Here is a 16,941-nt window from a genome sequence, read left to right as displayed (position 1 = left end):
ATAACTAACCAAAGCTGCTTATTATGAAACTTTGTCATTAAAATAATAAATAATTGGTTTAATTTTACAATATGAATGAACCATTAGCAGAACGATTACGACCAAAAACCTTAGAAGATTATATTAGCCAATCTCATTTAATTGGTCCTAATGGCTCATTAACAACTTCTATAAAACAGGGTGTTATTCCTTCAATTATACTTTGGGGCCCTCCTGGAATTGGTAAAACTACACTAGCACATATTATCGCCAATGAATCAAAGCGCCCTTTTTACACCTTAAGTGCAATAAACTCGGGTGTTAAAGATGTACGTGAAGTTATCGATAAAGCAAAGCAAAGCGGAGGGTTATTCACTACTAAAAATCCGATTTTATTTATTGATGAAATACACCGTTTTAGTAAATCACAACAAGATTCATTATTACAAGCAGTAGAAAAAGGCTGGGTGACCTTAATTGGTGCAACGACTGAAAACCCAAGTTTTGAAGTTATTCCTGCTCTATTATCACGCTGTCAAGTATATATTTTAAATTCTTTCGACAAAAACGATTTAGAAACACTTTTAAAGCGTGCTATAGAAAAAGATGACATTCTATCCCAAAAGAACATAATTCTCGACGAAACGGATGCCTTATTACGTCTTTCAGGAGGAGATGCAAGAAAATTACTAAACATTTTCGAATTGATTGTTAGTTCTTATGACTCGGAAGAGATTATCATTACGAATGATGCTGTTTTAAACAAAGTACAAAGCAACACTGTTAGATATGACAAAACTGGTGAACAACATTACGATATTATTTCTGCCTTTATAAAATCTATTCGTGGTAGTGACCCTAATGCTGCTGTATATTGGTTAGCGAGAATGATTGAAGGTGGTGAAGACGTGAAGTTTATCGCAAGACGTTTATTGATTCTCGCAAGTGAAGATATTGGTAATGCCAACCCAACTGCTTTAGTTATTGCCAATAGTACATTTCAAGCAGTATCAACAATTGGCTATCCTGAATCGAGAATTATTTTAAGTCAGTGTGCTACGTATTTAGCTTGTTCAGCCAAAAGTAATGCGTCTTATAAAGCAATTAATGATGCACAGCAATTAGTAAGAAGTACTGGAGACTTAAGTGTCCCTCTTTCTATTAGAAATGCACCAACTAAACTTATGAAAGAGTTAGGATATGGTGATGATTACCAATATGCTCATAACCATGACAAAAATTTTGCCCTTCATGAATTTTTACCTGATGATATATCTGGCACTAAACTTTATGATCCTGGAAACAATGCCCGAGAAAATGGTTTACGTGAGTTTTTAAAATCTCGTTGGAAAGATAAATACGGTTATTAAAATTTAATATTTAGTGTTTCTAAAGTAGGTTTGCTTCCATCATTTTTAGATAAATACCAAAACCCACCTTCTTTATAAACCAAAGCATTCGTATCCTTAACTAAAAACACATCAGTTTTACTGGTTTCAAGTAGAATCATTACAACTTTAGGCGTTTTATCTACCAATTGATAACCATAACTAACTTTTTGAGCATATAATACGTTCTCATCTGATTTTTCAGTAACCTTTTTTACATCATTTTTATTTTCAATTGGCTGTTCAACGACCTCTTCTTTAAGCTTTTCTATTACTGCTGATTCTTTTTTTTCCTTCAAGGTGTTAATCTCTTCTTTAAGCTTTTCTATTTCTTCAATTGAAGATTCATGAGTTCCATTGGTCGTTGCTCTAGATAAGATAGTTTCATTAGGTTTGTATGAGTATTTTACACTTTCAAAATCTTCAAAAGCACCACGAAGTGCTAAGGTATAAGCCGTTTTATATTGTTTTTCTCTAGTTGAGCCAATTTTTGTGGTAAAAATAATATCACCGTCACAATTTTTTAATTGTACTTTAAGCTTTGTAACAAACATTCCTTTTTCTTTAAGCACATCACTTCTTAGACCTAGACATCTATTTTTAATTAAATCTTCTGGAAAATCACCATCTTCCATAATAGCTTCGAAACCATATTTATTAAATAAAAATTTTGATAACGAGTTAAGTTGGTACTTATCTTTTTCATTTACAAAATCGTATTTATAAGGTACTATTACATACTTATAGTCGTTAAGATTTTTTTGCGCTATTGTTGAAGTAATACAGCTTAAAATTAAAGCTATAGCTAATATTTTTTTCATCTCTATTTTGATTAATCAATTGCGTAAAGATACATTTTGTAATTATAAAAACTGTTTAAGCTCTATAAGGTTATCAATATGTTTTATCGTTCCATTTAGTTTTTCTTTATGGTAGTTAAAACAAATAGCCTCTAACCCAACGTCTAGTGCTCCTTGTACATCTGCCTCAAGGTTATCTCCAATCATGATGCTATTACTAGTACTAGCTTTTGCAATGTTTAATGCATGATTAAAAATTTTAGGGTTCGGCTTTTTTACGCCTACCATTTCAGAATTAGTAACGGTTTTAAAATAGTGATCAATATTTGCATTATTTAGCTTACCATGTTGCACCTCTTTAAACCCATTGGTAATAATATGTAATTGGTATTTTGATTTTAGATATTCTAGTATTTCAATAGCATCGTCAAATAGGTGATTAAATGTGCATAAATGTGTAATATAATCTTCAGACAGTTTGTAAATCATACTTGGTTTTACTGTAATATTTAATTCTGTAAATGCATCATGTAATCTTCCGAAGCGTAATTTTGACTTTTCAATTTTTTCTTCTCTATATAGCTTCCAATAATGAAAGTTTATTGGTTCATAAACTTCTAAAAACTCTTTTAAATTAGTATCTATACCATTTATTTGAAAAATTTTTTTAAAAGTTAAACCTGAGTTTTTATCAAAATCCCAAAGGGTATGATCTAAATCAAAAAAGACATGTGAGATATTATTAATTTTCATTTTCTGAGTTTAAAACCATTGCAAATAATTCTTTAAATCCGTTCCATCTTGGATCATCACTAAAAGAATAATTATGAAATATTGGCGTAAAGGTACCATTCACTTTTTTAATTTCATGCATTACCTTTTCTAAGGCTTGTTTTTTATCTAAAAAAGAGATGTGCTTTAAAAGCACAAAGTCCATTAAATGAAATGGATGCACCATTAAAGGCGTTTGTATTTCGTAATCTAAATCGTAAAACAAAAAAGGTGTACAAGATCCAGCTCTAAAACCAACATTGTTTATGTAGCCCATAGTGTAGTCTTCCTTTATTTCTAACTCAATTAAATTACGATATGCAGTAGGTAAATTTAGTTTAGAAAAAGAATTTCTAGAAGCCTTCAATGACGTATTTATTGTGGACTCCATGTTTTCTTTTTCTGTTTTTAATATGTCGAAATCTTCTAAAGCAAAATATGAGGCTTTTAGTCCAACCTCACAATAATCTGCAACCGATTTAATTAAAGAGACAAACTGTTTTTTATTAATACTAATATTTTTATCGTAGGTAGTATAATCACCAATTAAAAAGAATACTAAAAACTTACTTGTACTATGCTTTTGCATGTTTGTAATCCATTTAAACGTATTATATGGATCTCTTTTAAAGCGCAATAAAACCAAATAACGCTGATATAATTGCCTAAATTTAAGTCTAAAAATATCATTTAATGTTCCTCCAATGGTTCGCATTAAGCCTTTTTGCTTAAAATAATAAGCCATTGGTACATCTATAACTGGCTTTACTTTATATTTTCTATTTTTAAATTGGTAATCAGGAAATCTTTCTTGAAGTGCCTCTTTAAATTTGTAAGCCCAAATATCTACTACAGGCTGATGTAAAAAATCATGCTTTAACGCTAAACTATCTTTAGCTGTAAAACGTCCATACTCATCTTTTACATGTGGCAAATATTCTTCATAACGACTTAATAAATAAAATGATGCTGCAAAAATATCGAATGGCATATCGCTTTTATCACCATTGTAAAAAAAACATTTAGTGTTTTCCCAATCATGTATATGGATGTCAATATCAGAAAGTCCTTGCTCAAATAATATTTGATTGCTTTTAATATAAAACTCATTACCAAGCTGTTGCTGAGAATACGACAACTTTAAACTATCATGCGCAATAAACTCTTCAATTGTTGTCGTGAACGACACAGGAATACCTAAAATGCGTGTACATATTTGTTTAAATATATAATTTAATCTTGGCGTTATTTTATGAGTGTAAACTAATAGCATTACAAGATATTTTCATCTGCAAAGCTAAAGTATGCTTTTTCAGTTATAATTAAATGGTCTAAGACTTTAATATCTAAGCTTTTTGAAGCTGTACTCAATTTTGCTGTTAACTGCTTGTCTGCTGCACTTGGTTTTAACGTTCCAGAAGGATGATTATGTGCCAGAATAATGCCAGTAGCTCCAACTTCTAAAGCTATTTTTAGTGCTAGCCTAACATCAACCAAGGTTCCTGTAATTCCTCCTTTACTCAACTGATTTTTTTGAATCACTTTGTTGGAATTGTTTAAATACACAATCCAGAATTCTTCATGTGGCAACTCTCCAATAATGGGTTGCATTAATTCAAAAACCGAAACGCTTGAGGTGATTTTTTTCTTGTTTAGTGCCTCCTCGCCTCTTCGTCGCCTTCCTAATTCTAAAGCAGCCACAATAGTTATGGCCTTAGCTTCACCAATGCCTTTAAACTCCATAAGCTGCTTAATAGATAGCTTTCCTAATTCGCTTAAGTTATTATCGACACTTGATAAAATTCGCTGACATAATTTAACGGCACTTTCTTCTCTGTTTCCAGAACCTATTAAAATAGCAACCAATTCTGCATCACTTAAAGCAGCTTTGCCTTTATCGCGAAGTTTTTCTCTTGGTTGGTCATCTTGACTCCAGTTTTTAATAGAAAAAGAAGATGTTTTTTCTGGCATTCAGTAAATATAAATATTGTAAATTTCAGAAGCAATAAAATCTTATTACATGAAATCTTTATTTGATACTGAAACTTACCAAGAAATTATTGATAGAATTGAAAAATTAAACGAAAATTCTACACCTAATTGGGGAGAGATGTCTGTTGGACAAATGCTTACACACTGCCAAAAACCTTTAGAAGTTGCTAACGGAACATTACAATTAAATACTAAAATTGGCTTTTTTAAAAAGTTAGTGATGAAATTCTTTAAACCACTAATGTATAATGATAAAAGTTGGCAAAAAAACTTAGGAACTGTTCAAGAATTTAAAATTACAGAGCCTAAAACATTTCAAGAAGAAAAAGAAAAGTTGATTAAGATCATTACTGCATTTTCAAATAAAAAAGACACAAATAACTGGCCTGAGCACCCCTTTTTTGGAACTTTTAATACCGAACAATGGGGTAAAATGCAGTACAAGCATCTTAATCATCATCTAACTCAATTTGGTGTATAACTTATGAGCAAATACCCCCCACCACATCATTTAGATCATGATAAAAACAACATGATTGAAGTTATTAAAGCTTATCCTTTGGCAACTGTAATTTCTGTACACAATAATGAGCCTTTAGTAACTCACATGCCTTTAATATATAGAGATATAGATGGTAAACTAATTGGACATATTGATATTTACAATCCACAAACTAAATTAATGCGTGATGATAACGAGGTTACTATTATATTTTCTGGTCCGCAATGTTATATTTCACCAAGTATTTACACTACAACACAATTACCGACTTGGAACTACATAAAATTGCATTTAAAAGGAAGTGTAAAAGCCATTGAAAGTAAAGATGCTTTAAAGGAATCACTCATCATTATGACTGAATTTTTGGAGCAACCAGACCAAAACTATGTGCTTGATGCTGATAATCCAAGAATGGATGCAAATTTAGATTATATAAAAATGTTTGAAATTACTATTACCAATTGGGAAGGTAAGTTTAAACTATCTCAAGACAAAAATAAGCGAGATATTGAAGCTGCAAAGCAAGAATTAATTAGAGCCAATCAACATAATATAGAACCTTTTTTAAACAAGGTATTTTAAAAATCGTAAAAGACAAAGTATGAAACTAGGAGCATTTTCGGTGAGTTTAACCGTTAAAGATATAAAATTATCAAAGTTGTTTTATGAGCAACTTGGGTTTAAAGAATTTGGAGGAGACATTGAACAAAACTGGATTATTATGAAAAATGATACTACAACTATAGGGTTATTTGAAGGTATGTTTGACCAAAATATACTAACCTTTAATCCAGGATGGGATGGTAATGCCAACCCGTTAAAATCATTTACAGATGTTAGAGATATACAAAAAGAGCTTAAAAGTAAAGGTTTTACTATGATTACAGAAGCTGATGAAACAACAACTGGACCAGCCAGTTTTGTTATTGTAGATCCAGATGGCAACCCTATTTTGGTGGATCAGCATGTTTGATTATTTTGTTGTTTAAATAAAACCCTTACAGCTTAATGAATTTGAAAGTTTACATTAGTATCAAAGTAAGATTAATTAATTAACTAAATATTTCTAAAAAAACAACTAAATTGTACCTCATAGACATTTGTATAAAAGCGTTACTAAAGCTCTAATACGTTGTAATTAATATATCCTAATGATGAAATTTTCAGTCTTCCATTTATTTTTTTTGATTACTTTCATAAACTCTTGTTCTCAATCAACTGAACAAAAAACTCTTAATGGTAGTGTTGCTTCAGCACATCCTTTAGCAACTCAAGCTGGTTTAGATGTTTTAGAAAATGGAGGCAACGCTTTTGACGCAGCCATTGCAGTAGCTTCAACATTGAACGTTGTTGAGCCTATGATGTCTGGAATTGGTGGATATGGTACTATCTTGATTTATGATTCAGACAATAAAATAATAAGATATTTAAATCCAAGTGGTAGATTTCCAGCAAAGACTAATACAGATTTAATGCGAGAACCCACTCCAAATTATATGCAAAATAGAACTGGACCTAAAGCTATTTCCACTCCAGGAAATTTAAATGCTTGGGCAGATATGCATAAAAAATATGGTGTTTTGGAATGGAATAAATTGTTTAACTCGGCCATTAATTATGCTGACAATGGTTTTAAAATAAGTTCAAATACAGCTAGATGGATTAAGCTCTCCTATCCTGACTTTAAAGACTATCCAAAATCATTTTATGGTAAAAATGGACATCCACTTAAAAAAGGAGAAGTACTTATTCAATCAGACTTGGCCAATACTTTTAAATTAATTTCAAGAGAAGGAACAACACCGTTTTATCATGGCGATATTGCTAAAGCCATAGATGAACAAATGAATAAAGCTGGTAGCTTTCTTTCTATTGAAGACTTAAATAGTAATGAAGCCGAGTGGTGGGAACCTCTAAAATACAATTATAGAGGTTATGATGTTTACACTGCATCATTACCTGCAAACTCTTTTCCTGCTTTATTTAACTTGGGAGTAATGGAGCAATTCTCTTCAAAAGATTTAAAACACAACTCTGTTGATTATCTTCATCGCTTTGCTGAAATAACCAAAGAATCGTACAAAGCACGATTAAAATATTCGTTTGATCCTGAAGTCAAGAAAGCACCTATTGACAGTCTTCTTTCTAAAAGTTTTTTAAAAAATATAGCAGAATCAATAAATATGGAGAACGCAAAAGACTTTGTTGCACCTTTTTCAAATGAAAGCAAAAACACAACGCATTTTGTTGTTACAGATAAATGGGGAAATATTGTTAGTGCAACACAAACTTTGGGGAATCTATTTGGCAGTCGTATTATGGTTGAAGGAACAGGAATATGGTTAAATAATTCTATGGCTTATTCAACTTTTGAACCCAAAGGAAATCCTATGGATGCTTTTCCAGGAAGGCATAAATTATCAGGAGATGCGCCAGTAATCATACTTAAAGATGGAAAACCTTATGCTGCCTTGGGTTCTCCTGGAGGACATACTATAACTCAAAATGTTCCACAAATAGTTTTTAACCTTATTGATTTTAAAATGTCTATGCAAGAAGCTATTGATGCTCCAAAAGCTGCTTTTATTGAGCCAAATTCTATAAGAGTCGATAATGGTATTCTTGATTCTGTTATTAATACTTTAAAAAATAGAGGGCATGAAATAAAAAAAGGAAGCATTGGTAATGCCACTGGAATTAAACTCATTTATGATGAAGAAGGAAATATTGTATCGTTTGATGTAGGCATAGATAGTCGTGGTGAAGGCAGAAAAGCTATTGTTGACCACTAACCTATCAAGGCTTTCACTTCCTCAAAATCCAATCCTCCATAATTTCCAGAACTCATTAAAAGCAGTGCTTTGTTATCGAAGTTTTGTGAGAATAGGAATTGCTTAAAATTATCAGGAGTGGTGTAAATAATTAAGTCGTCTCGCTGAAAAGCATTAGCAATTTGCTTTTGTTTTACAGCTTTTAGCTTTTTTATTTCAACAGCATGAGGCGAATAAAACACCACAGCGACATCTGCAGTATCTAAAGTACCTTTGTACTCTTTTAAAAATTCAGCATTCAAACTGCTATAGGTATGCAATTCCAAACAAGCAACCACTACTCTATCTTGATATTGCTCTTTAACTGCCTTAGTAGTCGCTTTTACTTTACTTGGCGAATGGGCAAAATCTTTAAAAACAACACTATTATTACTTTCAGCTATCTTTTCTAAACGCTTACTCGCTCCTTTAAACGTAGCAATAGCTTCGTAAAAATCGTCTTCATCAATTCCCATGTGCTGGCAAATCCATTTTGCTCCAGCAAGATTATTCAAATTATGCTTTCCAAATACTTCAATTGGCAAAGATCCTTCTGGAGTTTCTAATAATGTTTCTCCGTTGTCAACTATATATTCTGGTGTGTGATAAGGCAATTTTCTTATCGTGTTGTTAGAAGCTTCAACTACTAGCTTTACTTCTGCATCTTCAGCATTATAATTAATACTTCCTCCTTTTATAATACTATCTACAAAAATACTGAACTGCTCTACATAATTTTCATACGTTGGAAACACATTTATATGATCCCAAGCAATTCCGCTTAATAATGCAATATTTGGCTTGTATAAATGAAATTTTGGTCGTCTATCTATTGGTGAGCTCAAATACTCATCACCTTCCAGTACAATAAAATCGTTGTCTTCAGTCAATTTTACCATGACATCAAAACCTTCTAATTGTGCGCCAACCATATAATCAACATCTCGATCATGATAATGCATTACGTGCAAAATCATGGATGTAATAGTAGTTTTGCCATGACTCCCACCAATGACTACACGGGTTTTGTTTTTAGATTGCTCGTACAAAAACTCAGGATAACTATAAATTTTTAATTGTAACTCTTGAGCTTTTAATAGCTCAGGATTATCTGCTTTAGCATGCATTCCTAAAACGATAGCGTCTAAATTTTGAGTGATTTTTTCTGGAAACCAACCAAATTGTTCTGGTAATAGCCCTTTAGCTTCTAATCGCGATTTTGAAGGGTCATGAATTGTATCATCGCTACCTGTAATGTTGTAGCCTTTATTGTGAAGCGCTATAGCTAAATTGTGCATTGCAGCTCCACCAATAGCAATAAAATGTACGTTCATAATGTGTTATTCAACAGCAACAAATGTCACTAATAGAAACCCAAATTCCAAATTCTAAAGAGAAAGTATTTTCTCTTTCTCTTCTATAGCTTGCTTAAAATCTGATCTAATTTCGAGAGCCTTATTAACCCACTTTAAAGCGTCAGTTTTATTGTTTTTATTTTTATGAATTTGAGCTAATCTAAAATATGCCCATTCTATTGGCACACCATCTTTGGCTGTATAATTTTCAATGTATTTTTTTAAGCAACGTGCTCCTTTATCCAATTCAATATTATAATCGGCACTTACTTTTCCTATTTGGTAATGCAAATGATTTTTATTGTGTTTTTCGTAAGCTTCTTCAATAGTTGCAATTACTTTAGCTGGTTTCTTTTCGGTTTCATATAAGTTAGTTAGTTTCTCGTAACACGTTAATGAACCTCCTATTTCAATAGCCTTTCTATAATAAGTTTCTGCAAGTTTTGGCTCGTCATCATATTCATAAATATAACCCTTTGCCAAATAGCCATCTACTTTCGAGAGCTGTTCTAACTCTTCAGCGTATTTAAGAGACTTTTTTTTACTCCCTCCAATTATACCAGGTAATTGCATATATAATTCAACCAGAGCCCAACGTGCATCAATATGTTCTGGATCTAATTCGGCCGCTCGTAAAAAAGCAGCTTTCACATCACCAATAATTCCTAAAGCTTTAAATTTATTAACTTCAAGAGCTTTCATGCCCAAAGCACCTCCATATTTATACTGATAATTTGCGTTGTCATCTTTGGTTTCAACCAGTTTCTTGTATTGTACAATAGCATCATCCCATTTTTTTTGATGACCATAAGCATCACCCAAAAGTTCAATGGCTTTTAAATTACTAGGGTTTTTATCTACAAAAGCACTGGCAAGTTGTTCAGCCTTTATAAACTGCTTTTGTTTAAATAGCTGATTAATCTCAATGACAGTCGCTTGTGAGAAACCAAATAATGGAAATAATAAAAACAAAAACTTTTTCATCTATATATTTGTCGATAAAGCAAAAATAAACTTTCCCTCTGAATTGAAAAAAGGTAACTTTACTCACTCAACGAAGTATTTTACTCATTTCGTATTTTTTGGAACACATTTTGAATGTAACATTGTGAAAAATCAATAACATGAATAAGACTATTGCCATCATTATAATTTTACTATTTGCTAACCTTAGCCATTCACAAAACAACTATGATGACTTATGGAAAGAGGTTGAGAAATATGAAGTGGAAGGTTTACCAAAATCTGCCCTGAAAGTCGTTGAAACCATAAGCAATAAAACAGACAAAGAGGATAATAATGTTCAACGCATTAAAGCACTTTTGTTTAAAAGTAAGTTTATACTTATTCTTGAAGAAGATGCACAATTAAGCATTATCAACGATTTTAAAGCTCAGATTTCTAAAAGTGAGTTTTCAACAAAAAACATCTTAGAAAGTTTATTAGCTAATCTCTATTGGCAGTATTTTCAGCAAAACAGATGGCAATTTTATAACAGAACAAAAACTTCTAAAAAAGCAAGTCCAGAAGACTTTAGAACTTGGGATTTACAAACCTTATTTGATGAGATTAGCTTGCATTACCAAAATTCATTAGAGCAACAATTATTGTTGCAGCTAGAAGATTTAAAAAACTATGATAAGCTATTAATTCTTCAAGAAGATTCAAAAACCTACAGACCAACACTCTTTGACTTTTTGGCTCATAATGCTTTGGAGTTTTATACCACTCACGAAAATAGCATCACCAAACCTGCTTACAAGTTTGAAATTGACAACGAGCAATTTTTAAATGATGCTAAAAGTTTTTCACTATTGAGCATCACCTCTAAAGATAGTACGTCTTTACAGTTACAAGCCTTAAAATTGTATCAGAAACTAACTAAGTTTCATTTAAAAGACGAGTCGCCTTACGCATTGGCTGATGTTGACATCAATCGTTTATTGTATGTGAAGCAACATGCTACTTTTAGTGATATTGATTCTAAATTGTTAGAAACCTTAAAAGCTGAAAGTAACCGCTTAAAATCACATGAAATGTCTGCTTTATATGATTTTGAAATAGCTTCAATCTATTTTGAACAAGGCAATACGTATGAGCCAACAACAAATGAAACACATCGTTGGAAACTCAAAAAAGCAATTGAAATAGGTGATGCTGTCATCAATAAATTCCCTAAAAGCAAAGGTGCTGAAAAGTGCCAAATTTTAAAGCAGCAAATTCTACAAAAGTCATTACAAATTACTGCTGAAAGTCATTTACCAATTAACAAAAACTCTAGATTACTAATTCGCTATAAGAATCATGACCATTTAAATTTTAAAGTCTATGGTATTAGCAAAAATCAGCTTGAAAAATTAAATAGAACTTATAGAAAAGAAGAACAACTCGCATTCATTAAAAAACTAAAGGTCAATAAAAAATGGCAAAGTAGGTTAAAAAACGAAGGTGATTACCAAACACACACCACCGAAGTTGTTTTACCAGACCTCAACAATGGTTATTATGTAGTGTTTGCATCACCTGAAAGTGACAAAGAGAATACATTCGCATTTGCTAGTGTACAAGTAACTAATTTGGCTATTGTTGATAAAAGTGATGCGAATCATCATATCTACCAAGTCATTAATAGAAATAACGGTCAACCTATTGCCAATGCCAAAATGACGCTAACCTATCGTAGAGGCAATAATACAGAACAAACCGAACATAAAACGACTAACTCCAAAGGAGAAATTAACATCACAAAAGTTAAAAACCGTTATTGGCAATTAGACATTGCTGTTAGCACAAAAAATGACAAAGCCTATTTCGACAATTTTTATGTAAATAATCGTGGGAATATTAGTGAAAAAGAAGCAGAATTTAGAGCTTTTTTATTTACTGACAGAAGTATTTACAGACCTGGACAAACCGTCTATTTTAAAGGTATTGCCATGAAAACCGAGGATCACAAATCTGAAGTTTTAGAAAAGGAAGCTGTCATTGCAACGCTTTTTGATGTTAATAACGAAATCATATCACAACACAAACTAACAACAAATGAATTTGGTTCAGTATCTGGAGAATTTATATTGCCTAATAATGGTTTAAATGGTCAGTTTAGAATTGAATTATACTCAGTTGAAAAAAACAGATTTAGAAATAACACATACATATCTGTCGAAGAATACAAACGTCCTAAATTTGAAACTACTTTCAATCCAGTTACTGAAACTTTTAAAATAAACGATTCTGTCACTGTAAAAGGAAATGCATTAGCTTATGCTGGAAGCAACATTACTGATGCTAAAGTGGTGTATCGTGTGCATAGAAAAGTACAGTATCCACGATGGTATTTTTGGTATCGTCCTTGGTTTAATAGCGAACCTCAGGAAATTGCTCATGGCGAAAGTCTCACCAATGAGAAAGGCGAATTTGAAATCACCTTTAAAGCATTACCAGACCAAAGCGTTGATGCATCTAGCTTGCCAATTTTCAATTATGAAATCACTGCTGACGTCACCGATTTAAATGGCGAAACCAGAAGCGCAACTACGATTGTTAATGTTGGTTATCATGCCTTGACAGCCAATGTTTCGGTTGATGCTAAACTGGACAAAATTCAAAAAGACCACAAACTAACCATTGACACCAAAAACCTTAATGGTGAATTTATTCCTGCAAAGGGAGTTATAAAAATATTCAAATTAATTCCTGCCAAATCGCCCTTGAGGGCGCGTCCATGGAAGGCTCCAGACTACCAAATGCTCTCTGAAAGTGAGTTCAAACAACTGTTTCCTCATGATGCTTATGCCAATGAAGATGATAGCAACCAATGGAAAAAAGGCAAGCTTGTTTTTGAAAAACCGTTTGACACCAAACAATCTAAAGAACTCGCTTTAGGCAATATTAAAAAGTGGGAATCTGGACAATATATTATTGTTTTGGAAACCAAAGACAAATTTGGTCAAGAAGTGAAAGACCAGATTAAAACAACCTTATATAGTGGTAAAGACAAACAAGTTGCAGACAACCATCTATTTACTGTTACTACAGACAAAACAAACTATAATATTGGTGACACAGCAGAATTAACCTTTGGGTCTGCTGCAAACATTACAATAACGGTTGACATTGAAAAAGATCATAAAGTTATTAAGACAGAAGTTATTCGCATTAACAAAAATAAAAAAAGCATTTGTATTCCTGTCGATAAAAATGATGTAGGTGGTTTTGTAGTGCATTATAGTTTTGCTGCTTTTAACAGTTTTAAAAGTGGCATGGTAAACATTAGTGTGCCTTATCCTAAAACCGATTTGGATATTGAAACGCTAACCTTTAGAGACAAGCTACAACCAGGAACTGATGAAACTTGGAGTTTTAAAATTAAAGGCCCTAAAGGCGATAAAGTCGCTGCCGAATTATTAGCAAGTATGTATGATGCCTCTTTAGATAAATTTAGACAACATCAATGGAACTTTAATCCTATTCAAAATCCAATATATAGAAGTTTCTCCAATAGAAATGCTAGACAAGGTTTTGGAAACGTAAACTTTAGAATACAGCAAGACAGAACTGCTTATCATCAATTTAAAACGCAACAATATGACCAATTAAATTGGTTTGGGTTTTCTTTTGGTCATAATAATTTAGTTAGAGCTTTAAGTAGGAAAGTAACAGGAGTTCAAGTTTTAGAAGAAGAAATTGAAGAAGTTGCTTTCATGAAAGTAAATGATGATAATGAAAAATTAGATGAGGTTGTAGTTTCAAGCGGAGAAAAATTAATGAAAAAAGTTGAGCCTAACTCTAATTATCCTAAACCACCAAGTCTAGAAACTTTAAAAGATAAATCTGATTTTGGAACCATTAAAATCCGAACAAACCTTCAAGAAACTGCCTTTTTCTTTCCGCATTTACAAACAGATGCTGAAGGCAATGTCACCTTTAGTTTTACCACACCAGAAGCCTTAACCAAATGGAAATTGCAACTAGTGGCACATACCAAAACGTTAGAAAGTGCAGTCACACAACTAGAAACAGTAACACAAAAAGAATTAATGGTCATACCTAATGCACCACGCTTTTTACGTGAAGGCGACCAAATTACTATTAGTACTAAAATTGCAAATCTTACTGAGAAACAACTAACTGGACAGGCTAAGTTGGAATTGACAGACGCCATTTCTGGTAAAGATATTACAAACAAATTGGTGTCTGAGGCTCTCGAAGACACCAATATTACACAAAGCTTTTCTATTGACGCCAAAGGCAACTCACAAGTCTCTTGGCAATTGGACATTCCATACACAGTACAAGCAGTGCAATACAAAGTCATAGCAAAAGCTGGTGATTTTAGTGATGGTGAACAAAATGCACTTCCAGTGTTAAGTAACAGACTATTAGTGACTGAAACCTTACCAATGTGGATTAGAAGTAACGAAATCAGAACATTCTCTCTAGATAAGCTAAAAACCAACATCTCAACAACTTTAAAGCACCATAAGTTAACGCTTGAAATGACAAGCAATCCTGCTTGGTACGCTGTACAAGCCTTGCCTTACCTAATGGAATATCCTTATGAGTGTAATGAGCAAACATTCTCGCGCTATTATGCCAATGCTCTAGCAAGTCATATTGCGAATAGCAATCCGAGAATTCAGGAGGTATTTAATCAATGGGCATCTCAAGATGCATTAATTAGTAATCTTGAAAAGAATGAAGAACTTAAATCTATTTTAATTCAAGAAACGCCTTGGTTACGTGATGCTCAAAGCGAAACCGAACAGAAAAAACGTATTGCTCTGCTATTCGACCTCAACAAAATGAATAACAAATTGCAATCGGCTTTACGAAAGTTGCAAAATAATCAAATGGCTTCTGGTGCTTGGGCTTGGTTTAATGGTGGTTATGAAAACAGATATATCACGCAGCACATCATTTCTGGTTTTGGGCACTTAAAACAACTAAATGTCATTCTGAACGAAAGTGAAGAATCTAACATGATTCAAAAAGCAATCCAATATTTAGATTCAGAATTCGTAAAAGAATACAAAGACATCACCAAATACAATAAAGATGTCGATCTCAGCAAAGACCATTTAAGTTATACACAATTGCATTATTTGTATATGCGAAGTTTCTTTAGTGATATTGAGAAATCAAAAGAAGTGGAAGACATCACAGCGTATTACCATTCTCAAATAAAGAAATATTGGTTATCGCGTTCATTGTATGCAAAAGGACTGATGGCCTTAGTGGTCAATAGAATGGATGATAACAAGACTTCAGCAAAAATTTTAAAATCCTTAAAAGAAAACAGCCTCACTTCAAACGAATTAGGCATGTATTGGAAAGAAAACACCAATTCATGGTATTGGTATCAAGCGCCAATTGAAACGCAAGCACTAATGATTGAAGTATTCTCCGAAGTTGGTAATGTCATTCAGAGCGAAGCGAAGAATCTTGAAACCATTGACAACCTAAAAATCTGGCTCCTTAAAAACAAACAAACCAACCAATGGAAAACCACCAAAGCTACTACCGAAGCGGTTTATGCCTTATTGCTTCAAGGAAGCGATTGGTTAAGCGTTACAGATATGGTTGATGTGGTTTTGGGTGGACAAAACATTAATCCATCAAAGCTTGAAAATGTAAAAGTAGAAGCTGGAACAGGTTATTATAAAGCATCTTGGAATGGTAATGAAGTGACACCAAAAATGGCAGACGTAAAACTTACCAAAAAAGGTGATGGTATTGCTTGGGGAAGTTTGTATTGGCAGTATTTTGAGGATTTAGATAAGATTACTTCAGCTGAAACGCCTTTAAAATTGAATAAAAAACTCTTCCTAAAAACCAATACAGACAAAGGTGAAGAAATTACCGAAATAACGTCTGACACGAAATTACAAGTTGGAGATTTGGTAAGGGTTCGTATTGAGTTACGAAGCGACAGAAACATGGAGTTCATTCACATGAAAGATATGCGAGCTTCAGGATTGGAACCTATAAATGTGCTGTCTCAATACAAATGGCAAGATGGATTGGGTTATTATGAAAGTACCAAAGATGCAAGCACTAATTTCTTTTTTGACTATTTACCAAAAGGCGTGTATGTATTTGAATATGATTTACGCGTGAACAATGCTGGAAACATGAGTAATGGTATTACAACCATACAAAGTATGTATGCTCCAGAATTTAGTAGTCATAGTGAAGGTGTGAGGATTTCAGTGGGCAGTAATCAGTAATCAGTTAGTAGTATTTTAAGTTTGTCACTTTGAGTGATTCCGAAAAAATGAGGAATTGTATCGAGAAGTGAAGCAATCTGTTAGTTATTATTAATAGTAGATTACCACGTCACTA

The 16,941-nt window shown here is 32.6% G+C and carries 12 protein-coding genes; 6 read left to right on the top strand and 6 right to left on the bottom strand.

From position 1 onward, the window contains the following. Window positions 1-71 precede the first annotated feature (71 nt). Window positions 72-1,349: a replication-associated recombination protein A gene (locus E5167_RS04245; RefSeq protein ID WP_136841379.1), complete on the top strand. Its 1,278-nt coding sequence runs from the start codon at window positions 72-74 to the stop codon at window positions 1,347-1,349. Here E5167_RS04245 and E5167_RS04240 read toward each other — a convergent pair. From E5167_RS04240 to radC, 4 genes are read right to left on the bottom strand one after another with little or no spacing between them, the layout of a single operon-like run. Then, window positions 1,346-2,188 (bottom strand): hypothetical protein, encoded by an 843-nt coding sequence (locus tag E5167_RS04240; protein ID WP_136841378.1) that lies wholly within the window; start codon window positions 2,186-2,188, stop codon window positions 1,346-1,348. The two genes, E5167_RS04245 and E5167_RS04240, sit on opposite strands and share 4 nt — an antisense overlap. A gap of 42 nt (window positions 2,189-2,230) precedes the next feature. Further along, on the bottom strand, window positions 2,231-2,920 hold the full coding sequence (locus tag E5167_RS04235) for a YjjG family noncanonical pyrimidine nucleotidase (protein ID WP_136841375.1): 690 nt from the start codon (window positions 2,918-2,920) through the stop codon (window positions 2,231-2,233). Continuing rightward, window positions 2,910-4,211, bottom strand: a complete 1,302-nt coding sequence (locus tag E5167_RS04230) for a polysaccharide deacetylase family protein (protein ID WP_136841373.1) — start codon at window positions 4,209-4,211, stop codon at window positions 2,910-2,912. The genes E5167_RS04235 and E5167_RS04230 overlap by 11 nt, the downstream gene beginning before the upstream one ends. Next, window positions 4,211-4,909, bottom strand: a complete 699-nt coding sequence (gene radC / locus E5167_RS04225; RefSeq protein ID WP_136841371.1) for a RadC family protein — start codon at window positions 4,907-4,909, stop codon at window positions 4,211-4,213. The genes E5167_RS04230 and radC overlap by 1 nt, the downstream gene beginning before the upstream one ends. Window positions 4,910-4,958: 49 nt before the next feature. On the opposite strand from radC, the gene E5167_RS04220 reads away from it, so the two are divergent. From E5167_RS04220 to ggt, 4 genes are all read left to right on the top strand, one after another. Further along, the gene (locus tag E5167_RS04220) at window positions 4,959-5,411 is read left to right on the top strand and encodes a DUF1569 domain-containing protein (RefSeq protein WP_136841369.1); all 453 of its coding nucleotides are present in this window, start codon (window positions 4,959-4,961) and stop codon (window positions 5,409-5,411) included. A gap of 3 nt (window positions 5,412-5,414) precedes the next feature. Next, the gene (locus E5167_RS04215) at window positions 5,415-6,014 is read left to right on the top strand and encodes an FMN-binding negative transcriptional regulator (RefSeq protein ID WP_136841367.1); all 600 of its coding nucleotides are present in this window, start codon (window positions 5,415-5,417) and stop codon (window positions 6,012-6,014) included. Window positions 6,015-6,033: 19 nt separating this feature from the next. Then, window positions 6,034-6,405 carry a VOC family protein gene (locus E5167_RS04210; RefSeq protein ID WP_136841365.1) on the top strand — a complete coding sequence of 124 codons (372 nt, stop codon included), beginning with the start codon at window positions 6,034-6,036 and terminating at the stop codon, window positions 6,403-6,405. A 211-nt stretch (window positions 6,406-6,616) separates the two neighbouring features. Next, window positions 6,617-8,224 carry a gamma-glutamyltransferase gene (gene ggt / locus E5167_RS04205; protein WP_169301372.1) on the top strand — a complete coding sequence of 536 codons (1,608 nt, stop codon included), beginning with the start codon at window positions 6,617-6,619 and terminating at the stop codon, window positions 8,222-8,224. Here ggt and E5167_RS04200 read toward each other — a convergent pair. Both E5167_RS04200 and E5167_RS04195 read right to left on the bottom strand, forming a co-directional pair. After that, window positions 8,221-9,576: a UDP-N-acetylmuramate--L-alanine ligase gene (locus E5167_RS04200; protein ID WP_136841361.1), complete on the bottom strand. Its 1,356-nt coding sequence runs from the start codon at window positions 9,574-9,576 to the stop codon at window positions 8,221-8,223. The two genes, ggt and E5167_RS04200, sit on opposite strands and share 4 nt — an antisense overlap. A 54-nt stretch (window positions 9,577-9,630) precedes the next feature. After that, window positions 9,631-10,581, bottom strand: a complete 951-nt coding sequence (locus E5167_RS04195; protein WP_136841359.1) for a tetratricopeptide repeat protein — start codon at window positions 10,579-10,581, stop codon at window positions 9,631-9,633. Between the two features lie 140 nt (window positions 10,582-10,721). Between E5167_RS04195 and E5167_RS04190 the strand changes: the two genes are divergently transcribed. After that, complete coding sequence (locus tag E5167_RS04190) at window positions 10,722-16,826, top strand: alpha-2-macroglobulin family protein (protein ID WP_136841357.1); 6,105 nt, start codon at window positions 10,722-10,724, stop codon at window positions 16,824-16,826. The last annotated feature ends 115 nt before the right edge of the window (window positions 16,827-16,941 follow it).

It is taken from the genome of Pontimicrobium aquaticum, from assembly GCF_005047595.1.
Lineage (GTDB): Bacteria > Bacteroidota > Bacteroidia > Flavobacteriales > Flavobacteriaceae > Pontimicrobium > Pontimicrobium aquaticum.
The sequence above is the reverse complement of the archived record's forward strand: the minus strand, read 5'-3'. Positions and strand labels throughout refer to the sequence as shown.